General features: G+C 55.8%; 21 protein-coding genes, 1 tRNA gene and 1 pseudogene. 14 read left to right on the forward strand and 9 right to left on the reverse strand.

What is annotated here, in order from left to right; all coding sequences use genetic code 11:
• The first annotated feature begins 81 nt into the window (after positions 1 to 81).
• From pyrH to LCM21_RS10210, 9 genes and pseudogenes are all read left to right on the forward strand, one after another.
• A complete protein-coding gene (gene pyrH, locus LCM21_RS10170; protein ID WP_068334929.1) occupies positions 82 to 834 on the forward strand; it encodes a UMP kinase in 753 nt (250 codons plus the stop codon).
• 269 nt (positions 835 to 1103) lie between these two features.
• A pseudogene (locus LCM21_RS10175) lies at positions 1104 to 2636 on the forward strand (BCCT family transporter).
• Between the two features lie 217 nt (positions 2637 to 2853).
• Positions 2854 to 4275, forward strand: a complete 1422-nt coding sequence (locus tag LCM21_RS10180; RefSeq protein ID WP_224890495.1) for a cryptochrome/photolyase family protein — start codon at positions 2854 to 2856, stop codon at positions 4273 to 4275.
• A gap of 69 nt (positions 4276 to 4344) precedes the next feature.
• Entirely contained in the window at positions 4345 to 5553 is a 1209-nt protein-coding gene (locus LCM21_RS10185; protein WP_224890496.1) for an SAM-dependent methyltransferase, read from the forward strand.
• A gap of 16 nt (positions 5554 to 5569) precedes the next feature.
• A complete protein-coding gene (locus tag LCM21_RS10190) occupies positions 5570 to 6010 on the forward strand; it encodes a TrgA family protein (protein ID WP_068334941.1) in 441 nt (146 codons plus the stop codon).
• A 34-nt stretch (positions 6011 to 6044) separates the two neighbouring features.
• A complete protein-coding gene (locus LCM21_RS10195) occupies positions 6045 to 7160 on the forward strand; it encodes an NUDIX domain-containing protein (protein WP_224890497.1) in 1116 nt (371 codons plus the stop codon).
• Between the two features lie 70 nt (positions 7161 to 7230).
• Positions 7231 to 8265, forward strand: a complete 1035-nt coding sequence (locus tag LCM21_RS10200) for a cysteine synthase A (RefSeq protein ID WP_224890498.1) — start codon at positions 7231 to 7233, stop codon at positions 8263 to 8265.
• On the forward strand, positions 8265 to 10688 hold the full coding sequence (locus tag LCM21_RS10205; RefSeq protein WP_224890499.1) for a DUF3772 domain-containing protein: 2424 nt from the start codon (positions 8265 to 8267) through the stop codon (positions 10686 to 10688). The genes LCM21_RS10200 and LCM21_RS10205 overlap by 1 nt, the downstream gene beginning before the upstream one ends.
• A 90-nt stretch (positions 10689 to 10778) precedes the next feature.
• Positions 10779 to 10868: transfer RNA gene (locus LCM21_RS10210), tRNA-Ser, on the forward strand.
• A 351-nt stretch (positions 10869 to 11219) separates the two neighbouring features.
• Here the strand turns inward: LCM21_RS10210 and LCM21_RS10215 are convergent.
• The 6 genes from LCM21_RS10215 to LCM21_RS10240 all read right to left on the reverse strand — a co-directional run bounded on the left by LCM21_RS10215 (position 11220) and on the right by LCM21_RS10240 (position 15828).
• Positions 11220 to 12914 carry a recombinase family protein gene (locus tag LCM21_RS10215; RefSeq protein WP_224890500.1) on the reverse strand — a complete coding sequence of 565 codons (1695 nt, stop codon included), beginning with the start codon at positions 12912 to 12914 and terminating at the stop codon, positions 11220 to 11222.
• A gap of 2 nt (positions 12915 to 12916) precedes the next feature.
• Complete coding sequence (locus LCM21_RS10220) at positions 12917 to 13321, reverse strand: DUF2924 domain-containing protein (RefSeq protein ID WP_224890501.1); 405 nt, start codon at positions 13319 to 13321, stop codon at positions 12917 to 12919.
• On the reverse strand, positions 13318 to 13563 hold the full coding sequence (locus tag LCM21_RS10225) for a DUF3489 domain-containing protein (RefSeq protein ID WP_224890502.1): 246 nt from the start codon (positions 13561 to 13563) through the stop codon (positions 13318 to 13320). Before LCM21_RS10225 ends, LCM21_RS10220 begins: the two co-directional genes overlap by 4 nt.
• Before the next feature lie 126 nt (positions 13564 to 13689).
• The gene (locus LCM21_RS10230; protein WP_224890503.1) at positions 13690 to 14079 is read right to left on the reverse strand and encodes a DUF5681 domain-containing protein; all 390 of its coding nucleotides are present in this window, start codon (positions 14077 to 14079) and stop codon (positions 13690 to 13692) included.
• Positions 14072 to 14455, reverse strand: coding sequence for a DUF5681 domain-containing protein (locus LCM21_RS10235; protein ID WP_224890504.1), 384 nt, complete (start codon positions 14453 to 14455; stop codon positions 14072 to 14074). The genes LCM21_RS10230 and LCM21_RS10235 overlap by 8 nt, the downstream gene beginning before the upstream one ends.
• Positions 14452 to 15828, reverse strand: coding sequence for a site-specific DNA-methyltransferase (locus LCM21_RS10240; RefSeq protein WP_224890505.1), 1377 nt, complete (start codon positions 15826 to 15828; stop codon positions 14452 to 14454). The genes LCM21_RS10235 and LCM21_RS10240 overlap by 4 nt, the downstream gene beginning before the upstream one ends.
• Positions 15829 to 16528: 700 nt before the next feature.
• Between LCM21_RS10240 and LCM21_RS10245 the strand changes: the two genes are divergently transcribed.
• A complete protein-coding gene (locus LCM21_RS10245; RefSeq protein ID WP_224890506.1) occupies positions 16529 to 17233 on the forward strand; it encodes an IS6 family transposase in 705 nt (234 codons plus the stop codon).
• A gap of 265 nt (positions 17234 to 17498) precedes the next feature.
• Positions 17499 to 18317, forward strand: coding sequence for a MipA/OmpV family protein (locus LCM21_RS10250; RefSeq protein WP_176432512.1), 819 nt, complete (start codon positions 17499 to 17501; stop codon positions 18315 to 18317).
• A 42-nt stretch (positions 18318 to 18359) separates the two neighbouring features.
• Here LCM21_RS10250 and LCM21_RS10255 read toward each other — a convergent pair whose 3' ends face one another.
• Positions 18360 to 19223, reverse strand: a complete 864-nt coding sequence (locus LCM21_RS10255) for a bile acid:sodium symporter family protein (RefSeq protein ID WP_224890507.1) — start codon at positions 19221 to 19223, stop codon at positions 18360 to 18362.
• Positions 19224 to 19459: 236 nt separating this feature from the next.
• On the reverse strand, positions 19460 to 20593 hold the full coding sequence (locus tag LCM21_RS10260; protein ID WP_224890508.1) for an alpha/beta hydrolase: 1134 nt from the start codon (positions 20591 to 20593) through the stop codon (positions 19460 to 19462).
• Positions 20594 to 20768: 175 nt separating this feature from the next.
• Here LCM21_RS10260 and LCM21_RS10265 point away from each other — a divergent pair, with 175 nt between their 5' ends.
• Entirely contained in the window at positions 20769 to 22742 is a 1974-nt protein-coding gene (locus LCM21_RS10265) for a mechanosensitive ion channel family protein (protein WP_224890509.1), read from the forward strand.
• A gap of 73 nt (positions 22743 to 22815) precedes the next feature.
• On the opposite strand, the gene LCM21_RS10270 is transcribed toward LCM21_RS10265, so the two are convergent.
• Positions 22816 to 23745 (reverse strand): helix-turn-helix domain-containing protein, encoded by a 930-nt coding sequence (locus LCM21_RS10270; protein WP_224890510.1) that lies wholly within the window; start codon positions 23743 to 23745, stop codon positions 22816 to 22818.
• Between the two features lie 314 nt (positions 23746 to 24059).
• Between LCM21_RS10270 and LCM21_RS10275 the strand changes: the two genes are divergently transcribed.
• On the forward strand, positions 24060 to 24950 hold the full coding sequence (locus LCM21_RS10275; protein WP_224890511.1) for a transporter: 891 nt from the start codon (positions 24060 to 24062) through the stop codon (positions 24948 to 24950).
• A gap of 103 nt (positions 24951 to 25053) precedes the next feature.
• Positions 25054 to 26601 (forward strand): amidohydrolase family protein, encoded by a 1548-nt coding sequence (locus LCM21_RS10280; RefSeq protein WP_224890512.1) that lies wholly within the window; start codon positions 25054 to 25056, stop codon positions 26599 to 26601.
• The last annotated feature ends 45 nt before the right edge of the window (positions 26602 to 26646 follow it).

Raw genomic sequence — 26646 nt, forward strand, 5'->3', positions numbered from 1 at the left:
CCTCAGTAATCGCATTGAACCTGCGAAGCTTTTGCTTCATTTTGCGCCGGAAAATAAACCCGTGCCAGCCCGGAGCGCAACATGAGCCTTTCCCAAACCGTCGAAACCGCCGAGACGCCAAAGACAAAGTACAATCGCGTGATGTTGAAAATCTCGGGCGAGGCGCTGATGGGGGACCAGGGATTTGGCTTGCACCCACCGACCGTTCAGCGCATCGCGCAAGAGGTCAAGTCGGTTCACGATCTTGGGGTTGAAATCTGTATGGTTATCGGTGGCGGCAACATCTTCCGAGGTCTCAGCGGCTCGGCACAGGGGATGGAGCGGACGACCGCCGATTACATGGGTATGCTGGCCACCGTCATGAACGCATTGGGCATGCAATCGGCGCTAGAGGAAATAGGGGTGTTCACCCGCGTTATCTCGGCCATTCGCATGGATGAAGTGTGCGAGCCGTACATCCGCCGCCGCGCCGTGCGACATCTCGAAAAGAAACGGGTTTGTATCTTTGCCGCCGGAACTGGCAACCCTTATTTCACGACGGATACAGCAGCGACCCTGCGCGCCAATGAAATGGCGTGTGAGGCAATCTTCATGGGTAAAAACGGTGTTGACGGGGTTTATGACAAGGACCCCAAAATCCACGAGGATGCGGTTCGATATGATGCCGTAACATATGATGATGTTCTGACCAAACGGCTGCGCGTGATGGACGCATCAGCGATCGCCCTGGCGCGCGACAATAATCTACCGCTTATCGTTTTTGGACTTGATGAGCCGGGTGGATTCCGCGGCATCCTGGCGGGTGAAGGAACATATACCAAGGTTCAGGGGTAAAACATCTCAGAAACGCTGGATGTGCAGGCCGGGTCTTGGACCCGGTCTGTTTTGACGTGAAATCACACCAATTTCAGGACACGGCATTCCACCGACCAGACATCTCGCAATCTGCGAAATGTGTCGGTTTCAAGTAATATGTGGTCTTCCCAATTACATCTTCGTGGCGTGGAATGTCGGATGTCCTGCGAACTAAGTAGTGGAAGGAGGGACAATTGTCCGACAATACAGAGACCGACTATGAAGTCGGCCAGGACAACGTTCAGATCATGGGTCTGGACATACACAACCCCGTCTTTGCTGTTTCAGGACTGACCATCATTGCATTTGTTTTCTTCTCGTTGGTTTTCCGCGAGCAGGCGAGCGAATTCTTTGGGTGGCTTCGACCGGCCTTGACCAGCAATTTCGACTGGGTTTTCATGATTGCGGCGAACATTTTCGTCGTGTTTTCGCTGCTGTTGATCGTAACCCCATATGGCTCGATCCGTTTAGGTGGTGATGATGCCAAGCCGGACTACAGCTATATCGGTTGGTTCTCGATGCTGTTTGCCGCAGGTATGGGGATTGGGTTGGTATTCTGGGGCGTCGCCGAGCCAATTTCGCACTACGGTGCGTCCCTGGGCGGTGTTGCCGTCGGCGAAGATGGGGTCCGCACGGATTGGGCACCACTTGGCGCGGGTCTCGATGATCCGGAGGCTTCGAAAAATCTGGCGATGGCCGCAACCATTTTCCACTGGGGTTTACACCCGTGAGCTGTTTACGCGGTTGTCGCGCTGGCGCTGGCATTCTTTAGTTTCAACCGCGGTCTACCTCTGACCATGCGGTCGGTGTTCTATCCGTTGTTCGGTGAGGCGACCTGGGGGCCGTTGGGTCACGTTATCGACGTTCTGGCGGTGTTTGCGACGATCTTCGGTCTTGCAACATCCCTCGGACTGGGCGCAACGCAAGCGTTGGCAGGTCTGAACTACCTGTTCGATGTTCCGATCACGGACGGGATGAAAGTGCTGTTGATCGGTCTGATCACGGCTTTTGCCCTGATCTCGGTCGTTGCGGGATTGGATAAAGGCGTCAAGCGGCTGTCCGAAGCCAATATGATCCTTGCCGCTGCCTTGCTTTTGCTGGTGCTGATCGTCGGCCCGACCGTTGCAATCCTGACCGGGTTCTTCGACAGCCTGATTGAGTACGTTGTTGCGTTGCCTGCGCTTTCGAACTGGGTCGGCCGCGAGGACACCAACTTTATGCAGGGCTGGACCACCTTCTACTGGGCATGGTGGATTTCCTGGTCACCTTTTGTTGGTATGTTCATTGCACGCATCTCACGCGGCCGCACCGTGCGCGAATTCGTAATCTGCGTCCTGGTGATTCCGACGGTCGTTGGCGCTTTGTGGATGAGTGTGTTTGGTGGCGCAGCCCTTGACCAGGTGCTGTCCGGTTCCGGACAAGAGCTGTCAGATGCCGCGCTTGAACTGAAGATGTTCAAGATGTTCGAAGCTTTCCCGATGACCGGCCTGCTGTCCTTTATTGGTGTTGTGCTTGTTGTCGTATTCTTCGTTACCAGCTCGGATTCCGGATCGTTGGTAATTGACACGATCACGGCTGGTGGCAAAACCGACGCCCCAACGGCCCAGCGTGTGTTCTGGTGCGTTCTGGAAGGCGCAATTGCCATCGTTCTGTTGCTTGGAGGTGGCCTGGGCGCGTTGCAGGCTGCGGCCATCGCGACAGGCTTTCCATTTGCGATCGGTCTGATGCTGATGTGCGTTTCTATCTTCATCGGCTTGGCGAACGAAAAGCGTCGCCGCTGATAGCGCCAACCAGCTAAGAAAGCCCCGGTCATTTGCCGGGGCTTTTTTCATGGCGGCGTGGCATACAAAGTTGCCTCTCCACTGACCATGCAAGGCCCAAGTGGTATTCGTTGTGTGCGTGTGATGACCAAAATTATTCAATTAAGTTGCTATCTTGACGCAGTTTTGTGATCCATTTTCCCTTGCTTTGCGTAGTGTTAAAAAAGACCAGGCGGACATGGAAAACAATCAATCACCGATCATAATGTGGATTCGTCGAGACTTGCGCCTGTCTGACCATCCTGCATTGGCTGCGGCGGCTGAAACCGGGCGTCCTATTCTGCCTGTCTTTATCCTGGACAACGTGGCGCAAACGCTCGGCGCGGCACCGAAATGGCGGCTGGGGCTTGGGCTTGAGGTTTTCGCGCGGTCGCTGAAGAAAAACGGTAGCGCACTGGTCTTGCGCAACGGGGATGCCCTGACCGTTTTGCAGGACCTGATTGAGGAAACGGGCGCCAAAAGTGTGTATTGGTCGCGCGCCTATGACCCCGACAGCATTGACCGAGACAAGCGCATCAAGTCCGCACTGACCCAGCAAGGTGTCGAAGCAAAGTCATTTGCTGGGCACTTGCTGTTCGAGCCTTGGACCGTGGAAACAAAATCCGGTGAACCGTATCGCGTGTTTACGCCCATGTGGCGGTCCGTTCAGGGGCGGGACATCGCTTCACCCGATGCTGCACCGAAGATTTCTGCGCCCTCGGAATGGCCAAAATCAGAGGATTTGAAAAAGTGGCAACTGGGCGCGGCTATGAACAGGGGAGCGGGTATAGTGGCTCCCTATGTGCGCCCCGGTGAAGATGCAGCCTTTGAGGCTCTGCACGGGTTCCTGGATCGAATTTCAGACTACGGCGACAACCGGGACCGGCTATATAGGGATGGAACTTCGAACCTGTCGGAATACCTGTCGTTGGGTGAAATCGGGCCTCGCAGTGTTTGGCATATTGTCCAGCGCGCTGCGATGGACGGTGTGCAAGGAACAGATGCGTTTCTGCGTCAATTGATCTGGCGCGAGTTTGCTTATCACCTGATGTATCATACCCCGCAATTGGTCAGTGAAAACTGGAAGCCTGAATGGGATGCGTTTCCGTGGAACACGGACGCAGGCAATCCTGAGGTTGTCGCATGGATGCAAGCGCGGACAGGCATTCCTGCCGTCGACGCCGGGCTTCGGGAAATGTACGTGACCGGCCGCATGCATAATCGCGCGCGCATGATCGTCGCCAGTTATCTGACCAAACATCTGATGACGCACTGGAAAATCGGCATGGACTGGTTTGCCGACTGTCTGATTGACTGGGATCCGGCCTCAAACGCGATGGGATGGCAGTGGGTTGCTGGGTCCGGTCCGGATGCCTCGCCGTTCTTTCGCATTTTCAACCCAGTGACGCAGCAGGAAAAATTTGACCCCAAAGGGGCGTATGTCAATCGATGGATTGCCGAAGGCCAAGCCGAACCCTCGGAAACTGCGATGGCTTATTTTAAGGCCGTTCCGCGTTCCTGGGAGTTGGATCCAACCGCATCCTATCCGAAACCAGTGGTAGAACTTGCTGCTGGACGTGCACGGGCCTTGGAGGCCTATGAAGGCAGAAAAACCGGGTAACAAACTGAAAACTTGCCAGAAACACAAACTCGGCCTAGCCTGAATAAGCGGTCGCACAGGGGAGCGCGGATGATCCTTACAACTACCGATGGGCAAAAAGACCTGCCCAGATACTTTGTACAAGTCTTTAAGATGCTGAACGGGATGGACTCGGGGCGGCTGGATATAGCTCTGCCCGACGGGCGGGTTTTCCGATCCGAAGCGGCAAAGCCCGGACCGGTGGCACGCGTCGACATCCATAACCCTGACGTTTTCGCCCGACTGGTCCGTGAGGGCGAACTGGGGTTTTCGGACGCCTATCTGGAAGGCGACTGGAGCACCCCTGATTTGCGTGCGTTCATGGATCTGGTGCATTTGGGCACCGAGACGGTCTATGATGATTTCACCGGTAAATTCCTGGTGCAAGCGTATGAGCGCCTTCGCTTTTGGCTGCACCGCAACAGTCGTCGCCAAGCGAAGAAGAACATCTCGTATCATTATGACTTGGGGAATGATTTCTACAGCATATGGCTGGATGAAACGATGACTTACTCCAGTGCAATTTTTGAAACGGGACAGGAGAGCCTGGAAAAGGCCCAAACCGCGAAATACGCCAGCCTTGTAGATGAAATGGGTGCCAAAGCCGGTGATCACATCCTTGAAATCGGGTGCGGTTGGGGCGGTTTCGCCGAATATGCCGCAAAAGAGCGTGGCCTTCGGGTCACAGGTCTGACAATCAGTCAGGAACAGCTCAAGTATGCACAACAGCGCATTGAAAACGCTGGTCTTTCTGATCTGGTGCAGTTCAAGCTACAGGACTATAGGGATGAGCGGGGTCAGTATGACGGTATCGCGTCGATCGAGATGTTCGAGGCGGTCGGACAGAAATATTGGCCGGTGTATTTTGAAACGGTTCGCGAACGTCTGAAACCAGGCGCGCAGGCAACCCTGCAGATTATCACCGTTGCAGATCATCGCTGGGATATTTACAAAAACGGTGTTGATTTTATTCAGAAATATATATTTCCCGGTGGCATGCTGCCGGCACCATCAGTCCTGAAACAACAAGTAGCAGACGCGGGATTGAACGTCGTGAAATCCCGTGAATTCGGTAAAAGCTATGATCTGACGCTGCGCCGCTGGTATGAGACGTTCAACGACAAATGGGACGAAATTTCCGAAATGGGCTTTGATGAGCGTTTTCGCCGCATGTGGAACTATTATTTAACAGCATGTGGCGCGGCCTTTGACACTGGCAACTGCGATGTGACACAGATCACTATAGCAAAACCCAGTTAACAAAGGGAAAAACCGAATGCCCAGTGCTCCGCGTCTTGTTGCTGCTGTGTGCCTGTTGGTTGTGGCTTTCATTGTTTCCACGATGATCATCAATAACGGGGATGAGGGCAAAAACTATGGTTGGTTCACATACGTCAACATGCTGATCGGTGTGGTTTGTGGCTGGAAAATCATGGGCAAGCGTGTTGGCCGCGGCTGGACCGCTGCGGTAAACAACGGAATTGCGGGCGTGCTATCAACGGTGTTCTGGGCCCTGTTTGTTCAGGGTAGCTATGAGATGTTTCGCCTTGCCATGCGCCACCGCTTCGACGGACCATTTGAAGCGCTGATTGCTATCTTTCAGATTGGTGTAGAGTACAGCAAACAGCTTGTTGCACCGGAAATCCTGTGGACTTTGGCGATCGGAGCTCTTATCGCGGGTCTTGCAACCGAAGAAGCTGGCCGTCGTTGGCGGTAAACTCACACGCTGAAAAAATCGAGTCTTAACTCTGGTGTCCGATTTATTCTTTTACGGTACGCTCCGGTATTTGCCATTGCTGGAAACTGTGCTTGGTCGTTCTGCCTCGCAATTGAATATCGCCGAGGCCAGCTTGCCGGATCACGCCGTATACGGCGTGCAGCGGCAGGCGTTTCCGATGATTGTTCAGGAAAAAGACAGTAAGGCTAACGGTCTGCTGGTGCGTGGTCTTGGTCAGGAAGACTTGAACCGTTTGGCGTATTACGAGGGCGGATTTGATTTCGATCTCAGCGTTCGGGATGTTTGTCTTGCAGACGGCTCACGGGCAGAAGCCAGAGTATTTTTCCCTGAACCCGGTCTATGGCAGCCGGGTGCCTTGTGGTCGTTACAGGATTGGGTGGGTAAATGGGCCGAGGGTACGGTATTGGCCGCTCAAGAGGAATTGGCCTTCTACGGCAGGGTTGATGCGACTACCATATCGCGCAACTTTGCACCGATCCGTACCCGCGCCTGGGCCAAGCTGGCTGCGCGCCAGCGACAGACTGGTGATCCGCGCGACACGATGAAGGACGTCATCGTAAAAGAACATCGGCGCGCTTATCTCAGCTATTTCGGCATGGAGGAAGTAGAACTGCGCCACCGCCAACATGATGGCACAATGGGCCCGCTTTTGCATCGCAGCGGATTGATGCAGGGGGCTGCGGTGGTTGTTCTGCCTTATGACCCGGTGCGTGATGCCGTTCTGCTGGTGGAACAATTCCGCACGCCTGTGTTTCTGATCGAGGACCCCGAACCGTGGATGTGGGAACCAGTGGCGGGAATGATCGACCCGGGCGAAACTCCGGAGCAGGCTGCGCACCGCGAAGCACTGGAAGAGGCACAAGTGTCGATGAGTTCATTGGAATATGCAGGTGGCGCGTATTCCTCAAGCGGGTCATCGACCGAATACATCCATCTGTACGTAGGATTGTCTGATTTAAACCAAACCATCGACAATGGTGGGCTAACGTCAGAGGGTGAGGATATCCGCACGCAAATTATGCCTTATGATACCTTTATGCAGCGGGTCGATAACCACGAATTTAAGGATTTGCCTCTGCTGGCTTTGGCCAATTGGCTGGCCCGAAACCGCGACCGTTTGCGCAGGTAAGGATCGCTGCTTGTGGTTGCCGAACGGCAACTGTAAATCTTCAATGAAACGTAAAGAAAATGAGGGCGCCATGCGCATTGCACGAGACCTTGCCGACGCAGTCGGGAAAACACCCCTGATCCGGTTAAAGCGCATCAGTGAAGAGACCGGTTGCGAGATTTTTGGCAAGGCCGAGTTCATGAATCCGGGTCAATCCGTAAAAGATCGCGCGGCGCTTTACATCATCCGCGATGCAGTTGCCCGTGGCGAGTTGAAGCCCGGTGGCACAATTGTCGAAGGAACAGCAGGCAACACTGGTATCGGACTTGCGCTTGTTGGGGCGTCAATGGGGTTCAAAACCGTGATTGTGATCCCGGAAACGCAGTCCGAAGAAAAAAAGGACATGCTGCGCTTGGCGGGCGCGCAACTTGTGCAGGTTCCGGCTGCGCCTTACCGAAACCCGAACAACTTCGTTCATTATTCGCGGCGTCTGGCCGAAGAACTTGCGCAGACCGAACCGAATGGTGCGATTTGGGCCAACCAGTTCGACAACGTGGCCAACCGTCAGGCCCACGTGGAAACCACGGGTCCTGAGATTTGGGAACAAACAGGTCGCAAGGTTGACGGCTTTGTCTGTGCCGTGGGCTCTGGCGGTACGCTGGCCGGTGTGGCCGACGCCTTGCAGCCCAAGGGCGTAAAGATTGGTCTGGTTGATCCGATGGGAGCTGGCTTGTACTCGTACTATACCACCGGTGAAATTACGATGGAGGGCAGCTCGATCGCCGAGGGTATCGGACAGGTTCGTATCACCAAGAACCTTGAAGGCTTCAAGCCGGACTATGTATATCAAGCCACTGATAACGAGGCGCTGCCGTTGGTTTTCACCCTTTTGCGCGAAGAAGGCCTGGTTATGGGCGGATCAACCGCGATCAACATGGCGGGCGCGGTGCGATTGGCTAAAGATCTGGGGCCAGGCCACACCATTGTGACGATCCTGTGTGACTATGGTACGCGGTATCAGTCCAAGCTGTTTAATCCCGAGTTTCTGCGCGAAAAGGAACTGCCGGTTCCTGATTGGATGACCGAAGCCCCGCGCAGCATTCCCGGCGTGTTCGAGGACGTATGATGCTACGGCGGGTTCGCCTGTTTTTTGCGCTCTTCCTGGTGTGTTTTGCCATGCTGGGCGGCCCGGTGGCCGCGCAGTTAACTGATCGGCAAAGCGAATATTATCAGGGTTGGTTAAGCACGGCGAACCGCGCCGAAACGGTCATTGAGGCGAACCGCGCTTCGAACGCGGCTTTAGAAAACCTGCGTTCGGAAATTAATGGCTACCGGGAAGACTTCAACAGGGCTCGAGGGGCCAATACAGAGCGAATTCAAACGCTTCAGAGCCAACTTGATGCATTGGGTCCCAAGCCCGAGGGTGACGCAATTGAACCCGAAGACATCGCAAACATCCGAGCGCACCTTGAGGAGCAACTGAATAGTCTGCGTGTTCCGCGCATAATCTCGGAAGAAGCGTTTAGCCGTGCCAACGGGCTGATCAGTGAAATCGATCAAATCATTCGGCATCGCCAAACCAAAGAACTGCTTGAGCGTGGACCTTCCCCGATCAATCCGGCCTCGTGGGGTCCGGCGTGGACGGACGTCGAGAACGCTCTGAGAGGTCTGGTGAATGAAACGATCGAAAACCTGCGAACGGATGTAGTACACGAACAAATTCGCGAACGCGGGCTGGTGATTTTCGTTTTTGTTGCCATTGCGACTGTTTTACTGATGTTTGGCCGTAGATGGTCAGAGAGGGGTGGAGACTACCTACGTCGTTTGGGCGGCTCAGGGTCCGGCGTCTGGACGTTCGTTATTTCTTTGCTGCGCATTGCGCTTCCGTGGCTTGGGGTTTTGGCGGCAGTTGTGGCCGTTAGCCTGACCGAAGTATTAGGGGTTCGGGGCGCATTACTGTTGGAAAAAATCCCTTATTGGGCGGCAATCATCCTGTTTTATGATTGGATTGGACGCCAGATCTACCTCATGGGTGAGGCGCAGGGATTCAAACAACTATCAGCCGCCAAAATCAGGGAACTGCGTGTTTATATTGATCTGCTCGCCCTGATGCTGATCTTGCACGAATTGACAATCCTGTTTCAGGAAATCGAGAATGTCTCGGATACAACGCGTGCTGTTGTTAGCTTCCCGGTTGTGGTGTTCACTGCATTGATTCTGCTTCGTATGCGGCACATCCGGGCGGCTGACACCGGGCACGACGCATCTGATACGAGCGGTGCGACGCGGGCGGCCGGATTTGGCCAACTGGTGGAATTTCTGCGACGTGCTTTGTTTATTCTGGGTATAACAACGCCCGTCCTCGCGGTTTTTGGGTATACGAACGCGGCAGAGGCTATTGTTTTCCCCGCAGTAAAAACGCTTGTTCTGATTGCTGCCTTGGTGATTTTTCATCGGTTTATCACTCAGGTTTACGGTTGGATCACAGGGCAGGGCGAGGCTGTTTGGGATTCATTATTCTCGGTTCTGGTGGGTTTTGCGCTTGCGATTCTAGCATTGCCCGTTCTTGCGCTTTATTGGGGTGCGCGCGAAACGGACCTGCTTGAAGCCTGGACAAGACTTTTGAGGGGCTTCGATGTCGGCGGCGTCACGATCTCGCCCAGTAACTTTTTCACTTTCCTAATCGTCTTTCTAATCGGCTATGGCCTTACCCGAATGTTGCAGAGCGGACTGCGGAATTCGCTGCTGCCGAAGACCAAAATTGATCCGGGCGGACAGAACGCGATTGCAGCGGGTACTGGATATGTAGGGGTCTTCCTTGCAGCGCTGGTGGCGATCATGGTGGCTGGGTTCGATCTGTCGTCTCTGGCGATTGTGGCTGGTGCGCTGTCGGTCGGTATCGGTTTTGGCCTGCAGACAATCGTTTCAAACTTTGTCTCGGGCATTATCCTGTTGGTTGAACGCCCAATTTCAAAGGGCGACTGGATCGATGTGAATGGCATGATGGGGTATGTGCGCGATATCTCGGTCCGGTCCACACGGATTGAGACCTTTGACCGGACCGACCTGATTGTTCCCAACTCGGACCTGATCAGTGGTGTGGTCACGAACTATACACGCGGCAATACGATCGGTCGGGTCATCGTGCCTGTGGGTGTGGCCTATGGGACCGACACAAGACTGGTTGAGAAAATTCTGGGCGACGTAGCCAATTCGCATCCCATGGTGGTGGCCAACCCAGCCCCAACCGTAGTGTTTCAGGGGTTCGGCGCAGACTCTCTGGATTTTGAAATCCGGGCCATTCTACGTGATGTGAATTGGGTACTGTCTGTAAAGTCCGACATGAACCACGAAATCAACCGACGGTTCGTCGAGAAAGGGATCGAGATTCCGTTCGCCCAACGTGATGTCTGGTTGCGAAACCCAGAGACGTTGAAGGAGAAAGCTTCGGCACCTAAAGCGGACAAAACCACGTCCGAGCAGTCGAAGACGAAGCCAATTGACATGAGCGAGACCGATCTGTCGGAAGGTGACGGCGACGAGATTTAGGTGCCTGTGCGGCGGAACTGCGAAAGCCTGAAAAATCGGTGTAATCGCCCCTTGCAAATCAGTTGGCGATGGTCCAAACATCGCGCTCACGGAGAGGTGGCCGAGTGGTCGAAGGCGCACGCCTGGAAAGTGTGTAGGCGGGAAACCGTCTCCAGGGTTCGAATCCCTGTCTCTCCGCCACCCACCCCTATCTCTGTCAGCACAGTCCGTCTTTCCCTGTTTTCTCCCCTTTTTCCAAGCGCTTGGGCCATGCCATCTGCCAGAGAGACGACTGTAATTCAGTGAACTGGCGCGATTTCCGCGCAACGTCTCCGAAGGCACCATAACGCGCTTCGGTTAGCGTCAAGATTCCCTGCTAACAGGGATTTAACAGGGAAATTCTTCAAGTTTTGGACTTTTGAGCGATGTTCCACCCTGAATCTGTGCGCGTTATCAATGCATTGCGGAAGAATTCCCTACGCAAATTAACAGGGAATATTTTCGCGATTATCAGGAAACTTTTCGGAAAGAACAGGGAATGCCGCATCCAGATCAGGGAAGCCACTGACCGCTTTTGAAGCCGAACAATCGGGCCTGGGCATCCCAGTCCAGTGGCACTGGTTTTCGGATTATCCGTTCGAGGGTCAGGTTCGTCGGCTGGCGCCCCTCAAGGATTGCGCTCTGGATCTCGGGCGACAAGAACGCCAGCTGCGATCGCGTGCGAATGTAGGATTCTGCATGCCCCGTCGCCACGGCGATCTCTCCAAGGGGCCTGCCGTTGCGCAATTCTGCTGCCCAGACATGCGCACGGGAAAGAGCGCGAAGTAGCGTACGATCTGGTTGAGGCTCGCGGTCGCCGATGACGATCCTTACTTCGACACCGCGTCGGCGCAGTTCGAATGGAACCTCAATCGTCAGAACCGCGCGGTCTATCTCATTGGGTTGCACTCCAAGTGCCTCGGCCAGTGCGTCCGCATTCAGCTTCAAGACAATGTTGCGCTTCTCGATCTGCCCCTCGTCTAGGATCTTTTGAAGAAGACCGTTCGCGCCCTCTGAGAGTCGACAGGTGAGGTGCTGTGCCTTTGTTAAGATCGCATCACCGCGCTGCAGATCGGGCCGTACGCAAATCCGATGGTCGCGGGCCAGTTTCCCGATATGCCGTGCAATAGCGTTCGCCACAGCCTGCTCCAGAGCGTTTGCCGGCAATCGCCAGCCACGGGGGTAGGTCCCGCCAGAGACCAGCCGGTTCGAGACATAGTATCGGATTTGCCGTCCATGACGCCGAGTGTGCGTCGGGGTCAATCGGTCTCCAGTTTCATCATGCAACTTACCAGTGAGAGGGGCGGCACATTTTGACCCTATCCGTTGGGTGGTAGTCTTTCGGCCCCGCGGCCGTGCACTGGCAGCCGCCAGCTTTTCCTGGACCCGGTCCCAAACCGCCTCGCAGACAATCGGCTCATGCTGCCCATCCCAGATCTGGATCTTGTGGCGGATCTTGCCGACGTAGATCGGGTTGCGCAGCAATGCGTAGATCTGGCCGCGCGAGAACGGATTGCCACCCTGGACCCGCCCGGAGCGGAAGCGGTGCAGCTTGGAGCGCAGGCCCAGATCATTGGCCCGGCGCATGACCGCGTTCAGGCAGCCGAGGTCATCGTAAAGCGCGAAGATCGTCCGAACGGTCTCTGCCTCAACTGCATTGATGACGAGGCCGCGGGTTTTGGGATCTGGATGCGGATCGTACCCGAGCGGCGGCACGCCACCCATCCAGAGACCCTTCTTCTTAGAGGCCGCGATTTTGTCCCGGATCCGCTCGGCCGTGACCTCGCGCTCGAACTGGGCGAAGGACAACAGAACATTCAAGGTCAGCCGCCCCATCGAAGAGGTCGTGTTGAAGGCTTGGGTAACCGAGACGAAGGAACAACCGGCGGCATCGAAGCGCTCGACCAGTTTGGCAAAGTCGGCGAGGGATCGGGTCAGACGGTCGATCTTGTAGACCACCACCATCTGAACGAGCCCCGCGTCGATATCGGCGAGGAGGCGCTGCAGGTCAGGCCGATCGAGCGTTCCGCCGGAGATGCCGCCGTCATCGTAGCGGGTCTTGCCCGCAACCCAGCCCTCGTGTCGCTGGCTGGCGATATAGGCGGCGCAGGCCTCGGCTTGCGCATCAAGCGAGTTGAAGTCCTGGTCGAGCCCCTCGTCAGAGGATTTACGCGTATATATGGCGCAGCGGATCCGGGATTTGGTCATGGTCAGATCACCTTCTTCAACCCGAAGAACCGCGGCCCGGACCACCGGGCCCCGGTGATGGCCCGGGCGATCGGCGACAGCGACGCATAACGCTGACCATTCCAGACGAAGCCACCGTCGATGACATCGACCACATGGGTCACACCATTCCATTCCCGGATCAGGCGCCCGCCGGGCTTCAGTGCGGGGCTGCTGGTGCCCCGGTTGTCGCCGACCGCCCTCGTGAGCTTGCCGACAAAGCCTTTTGGCAATCCGCCGTATTCCCGGGCCTGCATCTCGAAAGCCAGGTACCGGCGCAGGAACGGGCTGCTGAGGCGCTTCGGCACAGGTGTGCCAAAGACCGCGTCCCAGGCGACAATCAGCGCCGCCCGGTCCATGGTCTCAATCTCGGCGAGGGAGCGCTTCATGCCGCGCTCTCCGGGCCGCTGGTGATGCGGTAGACCGCGCCGCCGCCGGTTTTGGCAGGATCCGCGCGGTCGATCGTATATCCGGCCTTTCTGAGCCCGCTCAGCGCCGCTCGGACTGAATGGGCTTGCCAGCCGGTGGCGGCTTGCAGGGCGGCGAGATCGGCGCCAGCTTTGCGGCTCAGCAGTTTGCGCAGGATTGCGGACTTGGTCCCGCGCGGTGGTGTCGATTTGGGTGTGGACATGTTTGCTCCTCGGTTCTCCGGGCCAGCGTTATGCTGGCCCTGGTACCGAGATGCGCCCGGGATGATCCTGCCGGGCGTGGCAACAGTGACGCTCTTGGCGCGTCGGAAGTCCAGTTTGGAATGGCGCTATTTGCGCATTTTGGAATCTTCTGAGATTGGGACGCCCATACGCTCCAGCCGTTCCAAGATTTCCTGCCGCTTGTTTTTCTGCTCTTCCTCTTTTGCCTTAACAGCCGGGCCGACTTCCAGCATGATCCGGATCGCTTCGAGCAGCGACGGTTTGTGCCCCTTGAGACCTTTGCGGCAGAGCGAATGGTAGGCGCCTTCGATGCCGCCCAAACGAACCGTCGTGCCGTCCGGTGCGCGGGCGTCGACGGGCTGGGTCAGGATCCGTGCGGCGTCCATCATGAATTCGGACTTCGTCTTCGGCCGACCCATGGGGTTGCCAGACTGACCCTTCCGCCAGCGTGTGGACTTTGGCGGGCTGGCATAGCCGATTTTGTCGTCTTTACTCATCGCGGTCCTCTTTTGCATTAGTCTTTGCAATCATCCGCTGGATGTTGCGGAGGAACTGTTTCTTTTTTTCTTCTGGCGAATAGGCATTTGGATCGCTGATACCGGATTCATCGATGATGCGCCGCTGCAGAGCCATGGCTTGTTTGTCGCCCTGCAGCGCCAGATCGCGGAGCTTCCACATCAGCGAATCCCGGATCGGCAGTTTCTGATCATTGTCTTTGACCCGCACTTTGCGGTTGAGAACCCGGTGCAACTCCGTGTTTAGGTCTTCCTGCTTGCGCGGGCGACCCCGGGGATTGCCGGACTTGCCCTTTTTGAACCGTGTATGCTGTGGCGGGTTCATGTACCCGACTTTGGGGGGAGCCTCTGCCGTCATTCGGCCGCCTCCACAGTCGCGGTGTCAGCCTCGGCTGCGCGGTCATGTGCAACCTCGGCAAAGGTCTGGTCGGTGTCCGCAAGCCGTGCCGGCTGCCCCGTCAGGGCCTCGAAGCGCCGGCAGATCACATCGCAGTAGAGCGGGTCGAGTTCGATCAGACAGGCTACGCGGCCCGTGCGTTCGGCCGCGATCAGGGTAGTGCCTGACCCGCCGAAGCCATCGAGTACTATGTCGCCGCGCCGGGTTACGTCGCGGATGGCATCCGCCACCAGCGCGACCGGCTTGACGGTCGGATGCAGCGCCAGGTCTTCCTGGTTCCCGCCGAAGCTGTTGACGCCGGGATAGTCCCAGACATTCGTGCGATAGTGGCCGGTCTCGCCGAGACCGAAGGTGTTCAGGTGCTTCGCGGTGCCGACCTTGTAGACGAAGATCAGCTCGTGACGCGAGCGGTAGAAGGTGCCCATGCCGCCATTAGTCTTGGCCCAGACCACCAGGTTCTTGAGCTCGGAATAGACCTCGGCCCCAGCCGCGCTCAGTTCGTCCATGTGGCGCCAGTCCATGCACACGAAGTGGATGGCGCCATCGAGGCTGACATCGGCCATGGCGGCGAGAGCATCGCGGAGGAAGGTGGTGAAGCCGGCTTTATCCATCTCGCCAGTCGCCATGGCGAACTCGCGATGCTTCACCTTTCCGGAACCGCAGACATGGCCGTCGATCTTCACGTTATACGGCGGATCGGTGAAGACCGCACGGGCGCGATCGTCTCCCATGAGCAGCTGATATGTACCTGGATCCAGCGCATCGCCGCAGATCAGCTTGTGGCGCCCAAGCTGCCAGATGTCGCCAGGCTGGGTGACTGCAGGACCCGCGAAGACCTCGGGGACGACGTCCGCGGGATCGCGATCGCCAGCATCGTCGTCATCCAGCAGAAGGTCGATCTCGGCCGTCTCGAACCCGGTGATCTCGAGATCGAAGTCGAGATCCATCTCGGATAGCGCCTGAAGCTCGATTGCGAGGACCTCTCGATCCCAGCCAGCCAGCTCGGCCAGGCGGTTGTCGGCGATGACATAGGCGCGCCGCTCGGCCTCGCTCAGATGTGCCAGTTCGATGACGGGCACTTCGTCATATCCGAGCTTGCGTGCGGCGGCGACGCGGCCGTGCCCGGCCACGATGCCATCGTTGGCATCGATCAGAACCGGGTTCACGAAGCTGAACTGCCGGATCGACGCCGCGATCTGGTCGATCTGCTTGTCGGAATGGGTGCGGGCATTCCCCGCATAGGGTTTGAGATCTGCCACCTTGCGGTAAGTGATCTTGAGCCGGAGCGTTTCCGGCAGGGTCGGGCTCTTCGCCCCGGTCTTCGCATTCGGCACAGTAGGTCCTCCTCATGCACCACGCCCGCCGGACAGCCCGGAGGGCTCCTTCGAAACTTTCATGCGGTGCTGGACACCGCGGTCTCTGCGTTGATGCGTAAGCAGGACCCTCTGGGTCGCTCACAAGGGATCAGGGTGATCTGATCTGCGAATGGCGCAGTCGTCGCCGTTCGACCCGTCGTTCAGATGCCAAAGCTGGCAATGAACCGTGGGTGGAAAAGAGATGGGATCGCCATCGGTTAAACGCAAGGGAAAAATCTAAAACATATAAATGGCTTATACAGAATCTTGCATGTTCATGTATTGTTCTGCATTCTTCGCCCGCCAATTGACCCCGTTAGGGGCTGCTTTCTTGTCAGTGCCTTATCCGTTGGCAGCTGCTGGAGGGGACTTGCTGCCGATCCGATCTCAGCTCTTTATGTCAGTCGTATCAATTGACTCTTGTTATCGTGTTGAGGTCTATGGGGCACCCAATCCTGTGCAGTTTCGTTCAAGCGCTCCATGTAGCCGTCCTGTCGCGCCAGCCGCAGCCGATCTCCACCCAATCACGCGGGCTTGCATGGGCTTTCATTTCTGGAACCTCGCGGGCCTCGGACAACACGGAGACCAGATCGGAGCGGTTCTGTCGCAAAATTAGTTCCCACCTGTCAGGTCAAACGTAGTTTTGGTAGCGCATGCTCAAAAATGACAGGAGCAGACCGTGACAATGTCTTTCAAGGGCGCACACTTTCCGAAAGAAGTGATTTTGTACGCTGTTTTCTTTTATCTCCGATACGGTATGTCATATCGGGATCTGGAAGAAATCATGGCGGAAAGAGGCGTTAAACTGGATCACGCGACGCTGAACCGTTGGGTGAGTCGATATGCCGGTCTTGTAGCTGATGCTTCACGTTACAAAAAGCGCCCTGCCGACCGTTCATGGTGCATGGATGAGACCTATGTGAAGGTGAAGGGTGAGTGGGTTTATCTCTATCGCGCCATCGACAAACACGGAAAGACCCTTGATTTCATGCTATCCAAGCGCCGGAATAAAGCGGCTGCGACCAAGTTCTTCGCTCGTGCGCTTGGGGCGAACGGTTTGCCACGGAAAATTGTCATCGACAAAAGCGGTGCGAACACAGCTGGCATCAAAGCAATAAACAAGATGCTGAAAGGCTTTGGTTGTCCGGTACCGATTGAGATGGTCAGACGGAAATACCTCAACAACATCATTGAACAAGACCATCGCTTCATCAAACGTCGGATCAGGCCCATGCTGGGTTTCAAGTCTTTCGATTCAGCTGCATCTGCCCTGGCTGGCATCGAACTGGTCAACATGATCCGCAAAGGTCAATTCACGCCCGGCCTCCGTCCGTTTCAGCAGTTCGCCCAACTGGCAGGGCAAACCGATCTCCAATTCAACTGATGCTCTGCCATCTAAAGTTTGCGACAGAACCCCATCCAGTGTACCGTTCCGCTAACCTTTTTTATTCGGGTTTAGCTCAGATCCTTTCAATCAGGGTTGACCGAAACCATTTGCTATACCTCTTGATGCGAAGCAAATGTCGCTGACAAAACTCGCATTCGGTATTTTCCAGAAATTCGCACATTTTCATTGCAGATATCGCGTGCTTGACAGGGCGTTAGAAAATCCGCGACCAATGCTTCTTACAAAAAGGAGGCGAAATGCCATGTATCGAGCAACGAAAACGGATTGCTTTGCCTTCGCAGCGTGCCTGTCCACTATCGCAGCTTCCGCTATCGCGGAGCCCCAGTTCCTTTCTTTGACCCCCACGTATCTTCCAAGTTACTTTGGTCTCGGCATTGGAAGTTACCCGGAATATCTTGGGTCAGATGGTGCTGCGGTAGGCGTTGCTCCCTTTGGCAGGTATTCTTTTGGCGAACAGCGCTACGTTTCTCTCGAAGTAAACTATGCTACGATCAACCTTTTGGAAAATCGCAACTGGCGCGCCGGGCCTGCGGGCATGTATCGGTTCGGCCGAGAAGACGTGGATGATCCGATCGTGGATCTTTTGCCGGACATCGAAGGAACGTTCGAATTGGGCGGGTTTATATCTTATGAGAATGTCGGCAGTGACCCGAGAGAGCGTTGGTCTGTCGGCGCGAGTTTCACTCATGGTGTTACCGGTGATAACGACGGTTACACGATTGCTGCCTCTGCTCGGCGTTGGATGCCCGTAGGTAAGTTCGCCGCTCTTGGTTTTTATGCTGGCACGACTTACGGTTCGTCAGACTACATGGACACATTCTTTTCAGTCAGTCCGGCGGGCGCGGCGGACAGTGGACTTTCCGTGTTCGAGGCGGAATCCGGTGTTCGTGACGTCCGCCTATCGGTCGTCTATGTCCAACCGCTTAGTCGCACATGGTTGGTAGGAGGCGGCTTGATGTTTTCGAGACTTCTTAACGACGCGGCAGACAGCCCGATTGTTTCGGAACGGGGCGACAGGGATCAGCTTGTATTCGGACTTGGAGTCTCGCGCGCGTTTTAGCAATGCTCGAGGCGCAACCGCCTAACTGTTGGAACGAAGCGATCAATCTGGTGTCCGCCAAAATGTGTTTCGCCGAAAAATTAAGGTAGCCAGTGACGAAATGAGCAGCATGAAAAGCGAGTAAAGCGCTGCAACCGCCGCGGTCGCTTGCTGTTCTTCGCCAGAAAACGAAAGCGCGATGATTGCAATCGCCAACGGCCCGTTCCGAATTCCAGTTTCAAGCGCTATCGTCCGGGCGTCGCGCGGATGCAGGCGGAGTAATACAGCAAAGGCGAGCCCAACCAGAATACCGCACACCCCAAGTAGAATTGCTGCGGTGTAAGTTGTCGATGAAGTGGATAATAGAAACTGCCAGTTTCTGGGCACCCACGTTATCACGATAAACACGATAAAAAACACCCCAACGGCGGAACCCATGGTTTCCGCCAAGGCTCGGGCACGAGCATTTGAACGGCGTATGATCATGCCCAAAGCGACAGGGACGAGAAGCGAAGCAAGGGAGATTGCGATGTTCTTGAGCGGGATCTCCAATTCCAACGTTGAAGCATAAATCCACAAGATCAGTGGGATCAGCACAACGCCGAGAACGGTCGATGTTACCGTCATCAATATCGAAAGCGCCAGGTTCCCCTGCGAAAAATAGGTGAACATGTTCGAGGTGGTACCACCCGGCATACAGGAGAGTATCAGAAGCCCCACAGCGACGGGCTCTAGCAACCCAAGAGCTATCGACAGCACGAACCCGATAAGCGGCATGAAGCCAAGTTGCGAGACGATGCCAATAGCGAGCCTTTTAGGCGGGTGGATCGCGAGTTTGAAATCTCGTGGTGTAAGTGATGCACCCATACCGATCATGATGGGAATGACCATCGCTGAGAGCAGCGCCTGTTCGAACGCGCCAACCATAGTCTATCGCTCCTCAATGATGTCGAAAAATAATGGCCGTGCGTTCCATCTCTGACCTGGGATGTCGTGGTCCGGAAATCCTTAAGCTACAGAACCGACAAATAAGCTGAATTAGAGATGTCACATTCCAACCGGCGCTTGCGCAACAAAAACTATATGTCGTCCTGTGATACATGCGCGAACGCGACGTTGAAAACCAATCCTATCTTTGATCGGTCGATTAGGTGACGTTGCGACTACCCACCCGGGCTTATCGAGCTCTGAGCCGCATTTGTCATGTCAACGAAGATGTTACCGAGAACTCCCGGTTCCACGGTTCCGGTATGGAGTGAATCGCCCTTCAGCATTTCGTTTCCAAGAATTTGGACGGCCTGCGGCGAGTCAGCGAACTTCGTGTGGTTCGTGCTGTTCGTATCCTCGACCTTTGTTAAGTCGATCACAGTCACACCTAAGGCGTCAAGCGTTGCGACATCGGCGTCACCGACCCGGTTGACCCCCCTTGCAAGAAATCGCGACACTGACAGCGCCTTGTCATCTTCAGAGATCAGGACGTAGAACTTGCGCTCTGACGGATCAAATACGGCCATCTGTTCGGCAAAGACGTCTACATCGATATCTGCCGATGCAAATATGATGTTTCTGAGCTTCCCGCTGCTGTCAAACCTGTTCTGCATTCGCGCCTGCTTCATGGCCTCGACGCTCAGGAAATTTCCCATGGAGTGAGCGACAAGATTGATAGCTTTTGCATTGGTCCCGATCAATGTGTCCGAACCTTCAATCAAGGCGGTTCGCGCAGCCAAAGCGCTGTTCAGATCATATACATAATCCGTCAATTTTCCGGCGGATGCCCAAGAAAAAAGCACGGGCACGCCTTCGAAGCCGGAATCTTCAACAAACTGACCAAGCCTGACGACAGCGTCGGTGAAAGTGGTGTTGTAGCCATGTACGAATATCAGAATGGAGTCTTCTTCATCGGGCGCTGCGCGTATCGCCTTGTTGATATCGGTGACGAACTGTCGCTCGCCTGAAAACCGTACCGGATCAATAACCGTCATCTCTTTTTTCGGATTGGGGGGAAGGCGCTTGGGACGCTCCATTCGACCCGGCTCATGGTTTGGCGGGATTGTTACGGTCACTCTTGCATAGCTCAGATCGCCGCGCTGCCCGGAGAACATCAAAGTCGGGTCCGCCGAAGGCTGCCGCGTGGTCAGAACGTAGATGTCGTGCGTCTTCGTGCCTGCAATCTCTTCGATAGGTACGTTCGGGTTTTGTACACCGATGATCGCCTGTTCGCGGTGGCTGCATGCGGAAACCGCCAAGCCAAGAATAAGCAGCAAAACCAGTCGCATGCCATTAGTACCATTCGCCATGCCATTACTCCCAATGCTGTTCTTCGGGCGCTGAACCGGTGCCCCCCCCGCGTGCAGCCAGCAAAAACCGTTTTCTTTGCGAATTCAAGATGGAAGAGTTTTCCTGCATGCTGTAGTGCGTTGCCAAGGCGACGAAAGCCCTTTCAGAAATTCGAAATCCGGTTACGTTCGAGCGATGAAGATGATCAAAAGCCTGATTTCCGTAGTCGCGAGTCGATTGCTTGCCTCGCTTCTCTGCGTCTCTCTTCTGACGTCGCAGACGTCCGCGCAAGCGATCACCGAGGAGGTCGATCCGGACGCGGCCCTGCCACCGGTTTTGACACATACGCCTTACCATACTCTCCAAACACTGCAAAACCTGCACGACGAATTGGTCGAAGCAAACGCGAATTATAGCCAGGAAAAATCAAGCCAAAACTATCACCGTATCGAGTTACTTGCCGATGCCCTGATTTCTCTTTTGGACGTGTCGGCGGAAAACACGGCGACGCGGCGCGACTCTAGCCTGAGGACCATCCTTGCACTCATCGACATCATCGAGCAGGTCGATCCTGCCGAGTTCGTTGTACTGCCGGACCATACTGTGGACCTGTCGGAAATCGCCGACTACTATCCTGTTCCGAGCACGCCTCTCATTCTGCAAAGAGTTGACGCGGGACCGCGGGAAGGCGAGTTCCTGTTTTCGGCAAATTCCTCGAAGATTGCGCCCAGATATCTCAGAGAAATCGCAACGCAAACACCGGAGCGTCTGGACGAGTTATGGAGCACGCGACTTCTGCAGTTTAGCGGCCCTTGGATCCCCGCCGCTCTGGAAAGGTCTTTGCCCGATATTTCAAAGGGCTTGTACTGGGGAACGCCACTCTGGAAGATCGTTTTTGCTTTTCTGTCGCTGGCTTTCGTCATGAGCGTGCTGATTTGGCTCAAATCGGCCGTGAAACGGCGAGTTGTGGCCGGTGAAATCAGGGCGAGCACAGGTAGGCTCATCCGTTCCGGCTCGACGGTCATCCTGATCTATCTGCTGAACAAGTTTTTCAACTACCAACTCTTCTTGACCGGCTCTTTCGCGCGAACAGAGACTTTCATTGCAACAGCGGTCATCTACGGCGCTCTGGCTTGGACGTTCTGGAACTTCATGGAGTACATGTCTGACAAGATCGCCGCGCGCCGCATGTCTTCTGATCGTTCTTCGGACGATAGCATGATGAGATTGTTGAACCACATCATCGCTTTGGTGGGAGTGATCTGGATACTTGCCTTTGGCGCGCAGACCATGGGTTTCCCACTGCTCAGCATTCTTGCCGGTCTCGGTGTTGGCGGTCTTGCGGTTGCACTCGCTATCCGGCCAACGTTGGAAAATCTCATTAGTGGGTTTGTGCTGTATCTCGAAAAGTCGGTTCGTGTTGGCGATTACTGCTCCTTCGGCGGTCAGGCTGGTACGGTCGAACGCATCGGCGTACGCTCCACGCATGTCCGCGCTCTGGATCGTACGCTCATCGCCATACCAAACTCGAAGTTCGTCGATATGGAGTTGGTCAATTGGGCCCAGTGCGACGAGATGCTGATCAATTCGGTCATTGGTCTCCGGTATGAAACCGACACGGATCAACTCCGCTTTGTTTTGGCCGAAATCCGGAAAATGATGCACGGCCATCCCCGTATCAAGAGCGAGACGGCGCGCGTGCGGTTTGTTGGATATGGCGCATCTTCTCTGGATATTGACGTTCGTGTTTATGCGCAAACTCGGGAATGGAATGACTTTTACGCGATCCGCGAAGACGTTTTCTTCCGGATAAAGGAAATCGTCGAGGCATCGGGCACGGGCTTCGCGTTTCCAAGTCAGACCGTCTATCTGTCGAAAGATGCAGGACTCGACGCAGCCAAGTCCAAAGCGACGGTTGAAGAGGTTGGGCGATGGCGATACAAACGGCAACTTCCGTTTCCGAACTTTTCTTCGCAGGTGCGGGAACGACTGGAAGGTACGTTGCGCTATCCGCCGCGGGGTTCGCCTGAGTACTTCGGGCCAGAAGAAGAGACGGCAAAGGTCACCGAGCCGCTTTCCGCGTCCCCGACCGAGGATCAACCGGCGGATGAAACGAACGCGCAACCCGATGACGACGGGAAGCCTGGCGATAGTGGCAAGACCAGTTGACACGTCGCAGGCTTGACGGGGCCTTCTTCGAAACGTTCAAGTTGCGTTCAGACCATGCTAGATCGGCAATGGCTTACAGGACCTCTGCGCCGCGTGACGCGGTACCTTTTGCGCGTTTGACCGTATCGCGTGGCAGTTCCTCAAAGACGGCTTGATAACTTTTCGCTAACCGTCCGCTTGACGGAAAGCCGAATTGGAATGCGACATCCCCGATTTTACAGTTTGAGTTCTTGGGATCCAGCAAGAACTGCCTTGCCCGCCACAGCCGCCGCAATTTCAGGTAACGCACCGGCGGTGCACCGTAAACATTGACAAAGCTTTTGTGCAGTCGGTTTTTACCGGCACCTGCGATCTCGTATAGCTCTTCAAGCCGCAGATCTTCATGCAAGGGACGGTCCCTGATCGCATCTCGGATCGTTGTCGTGATGTGATAGTCGTCGATTTGGCCGAGCCATGCCGAAGTGGGGCACTCCATCTTCTCCAAAAGTACGTGCGCGACCTTCGCAACGACGGCTCGTTCCTGGTCTTGTGACAGGTTCGTGCCTTCAAAAGTGGCGGCATGACGAATGCCGTCCGTTTGAAGGGAAGAAATCATCTCTTCCATTTCGAACACGCACTCCGAGCAGTCGTCGAAAATGCGACTCCCAGAGAGGAAATCCACATCGATGTCTCCAGAGATTTCCGAAAGGACAGAGTCCATTACGCGTCGCCTGATGCCCACAAGGAGCCTCACCGAGTCCTGACACGCCACGGTGTATTCATGGGTGCCGTCGAGGTAATAGGCGCTATTGAGCTCGTGCCGACAGGCATTCAACCGGAAATCACCCGTCCAAGACATAGGGGTAAGAAGTCCGATCCAGCCGGGATGCGGACGTGCGGTGAACGACGCGTAGGCGCTGTTTGCAATCTTGAGGATGAAAGTGTCGCGGCCCCAGAACTCCATCGTGCGGAAGTTCATTTGCCCCGACGAAATCTGAACGACTTCAGCTTCTTTTACCGGCATTCGGTTCAAGAAGCGGCCATGTATGCGATTTTTTAACCATGCCACACGGCTGAATTTAACATGTATTTTCGATGAATCCAGCGTTTAGGGAAGAATGGCGCCCAATGCAGGAAGAATCGTATCTTTATGGATTTGCCAAATCCAACCCGCCAAGCGCACACTTAATCCAATGATTGAAAGTTTGGAGCACGAAGTCGTCAAGCTGAAGATGCCTCGTCGTATCGCGGCGAATTCAACCCGAACGAGGACGCGATCCACGTCTTCAGTTTCCGCCGCCGCCAGTTTCATCGATTCGAAGGGACCTTAACGTGAGAATGAATTCGACACTTACAAAGCTTTCGCTTGTTTTTGCGGTCTCGCTGCCGACAGGCGTGCTGGCTCAGTCCTCGTCCGCGATTTCCTCCGGCGACACCGTCACCCAAGGCGCGACTGCTGGTGGCGTGCCCGTTCCGAACACCTCCGGCAGCCCTGCGCCGGGGGAGGCCGCTGATCTGGCCAAGCAGTTGTCGAACCCGGTCGCCAGCCTGATAAGCGTCCCGTTTCAGTTGAATTACGACACCGGTATAGGGGAGGCGGATGCGGATCGCTGGGTTCTCAACGTGCAGCCGGTTATCCCGTTCGATCTTTCCGATAACTGGAATCTGATTTCACGGACGATCGTTCCTTTCATTGATCTGGACTCGCCGGTCATCGGCGGCAGCGACACCTCGGGGCTGGGCGATATCGTCCAGTCTTTTTTCTTCTCGCCAAAGGCACCGACCAAAGGTGGCTGGATCTGGGGGGCGGGCCCGGTGCTGCTCCTGCCAACAGGCAAGGACGAATTCTCCTCCGATAACTGGGGGGTTGGTCCAACATTTGTCGCGCTGAAACAGAAGAATGGCTGGACCTATGGCGCCCTCGTCAACCACATCTGGGGCGTCGACAGCCCGTCCGATGGCCGGGACAAGACCAATGCGACCTTCCTGCAGCCCTTCCTGACCTACACGACGCCTGACGCCTGGACCTTTTCGATCAATGCCGAAGCGAGTTACGATTGGAATGAGGAAGAATGGACGGCGCCGCTGAATATCGGCGTCAGCAAGCTTGTGCATTTCGGCCAGCAACCGGTCAGCTTTCAACTGGCGGGGCGCCCGTACCTCGACTCGCCGTCGGGTGGACCCGACTGGGGGTTGCGTTTCAACGTCACCTTCCTGTTCCCGAAGTGATCTGGATCAATGAACTTTACCGACGCGCCGTCACGATGAAGTCAGCCCGGTGCTGACTTCTTTATTCGTGGCGCAGACCATTGAACGACCATTGGAGGTTTAAATGAAGAACTCGCTAACAGCTCTGCCACTCATTTTATCCGTGATGACCGCCTCCACAGCCTATGCCCAAAGTTTCGATCTGGTGATCAACAACGGCCGCGTGATGGACCCCGAAACCGGCTTCGATCAGGTGGCCAACGTGGGTATCAACAACGGCTATATCACCGAGATCAGCACGGATGACCTCGACGGTGCGCGCGAAATCGACGCGACCGGGCATGTCGTTGCCCCCGGATTCATCGACTTTCACAGCCACGCGCAGTCCGAATTCGGGCACAAGCTCTATGTGCGGGATGGCGTGACGACCCCGATGGACCTCGAAGTAGGCGCCTTTCCGGTCGCTGACTTCTACGACTTTTGGGACGGAAAGTCCTTCGTCAACTACGGAACAAACGTATCCCATGTCGGTGCGCGTGTAACGGTGCTCGACGGGCAAAAGCCCGACGGACGTGTTCTCTACAGCCCGGCCCTCGGCGCTGCCATGCAGGATGGCGCGAAGTTCAAGACAAAGACCTTCGATCCGCTGGATGAGGCCGCGATCCTCGATGCGGTCGAGGCGGAGCTAAAGCAGGGCGGGATCGGCGTTGCCTATCCCATCGGCTATTACACGGTGGTGGGCAGCCCCGAAGTCATGGCCGTGACGGGTCTGGCAGCCAAATACGACGTGCCGATCACCTCGCACGTCCGCTATCTTGCCCAAATCCCGCCCAGCGGCTTTATGGGGCTGACGGAAATGCTGACCATTGCGCGTGAAAACGACGTGCCCCTGTTGCTGCACCACATTCCCAGCAACTGCCTCGGCCTGACGGAAAACTGCCTCGACCTGATCGACTCGGCAAGGGCCAAGGGCCAGAAAGTGATCGGCGAATTCTACCCCTATCAATATGCCGGGACTTATGTGGATGCCGATTACAACGCACCGGGTTTTGAAGAGCGTATGGGCATTCAGGTCTCCGACTACAAGCTGGCTGCGACCGGCGAGCCGCTGACCACCGAGGAATTTGATCGTCTGCGCAAAGAAGCGCCGGAAACGGATCTGCTGATGTACACCATGAAACAAGAGTACATCGAGGAAGCCTTCACCCGGCCGGGCGTGATTGTCGGGTCAGACGGCATGCCGTGGATCATCACCGACGATGATGGCAAAAAGCTCGGATTTATCGCCAATTTCGACACGCCCTACGGGTCAGCCAATGGCCACGCGCGCGGTGCGGGCACGCATGGTAGAATCCTGCGCATGGTGCGTGAGGAAGGCAAGGTGTCGCTGATGGATGCAATTTCCAAGATGAGCTACGAGCCGGCGCTGTTCCTCGAGGAGGAGGTCCCGCAGATGAAGCAGCGCGGCCGTGTGCAGGAAGGTATGGCAGCGGACATCACGATCTTCGATCCTGCGACCGTGACTGACAACTCGACCCCGACGATTGGCGAGAATTCCCTGCCGACCACGGGTATCCCTTTCGTCATCGTGAATGGACAGGTCGTGGTGGACGACTCTGTCGTGCAGAACATCCCGGCTGGTGTCGCGATCCGCAATCCTGTGGTCGAATAAGAGAGCTTTGACAATCGCTGGTCGGCAGGTAGCGTCATAAACTGA

The sequence above is a fragment of the Ruegeria profundi genome (genome assembly GCF_020171505.1).
Lineage (GTDB): Bacteria > Pseudomonadota > Alphaproteobacteria > Rhodobacterales > Rhodobacteraceae > Ruegeria > Ruegeria profundi.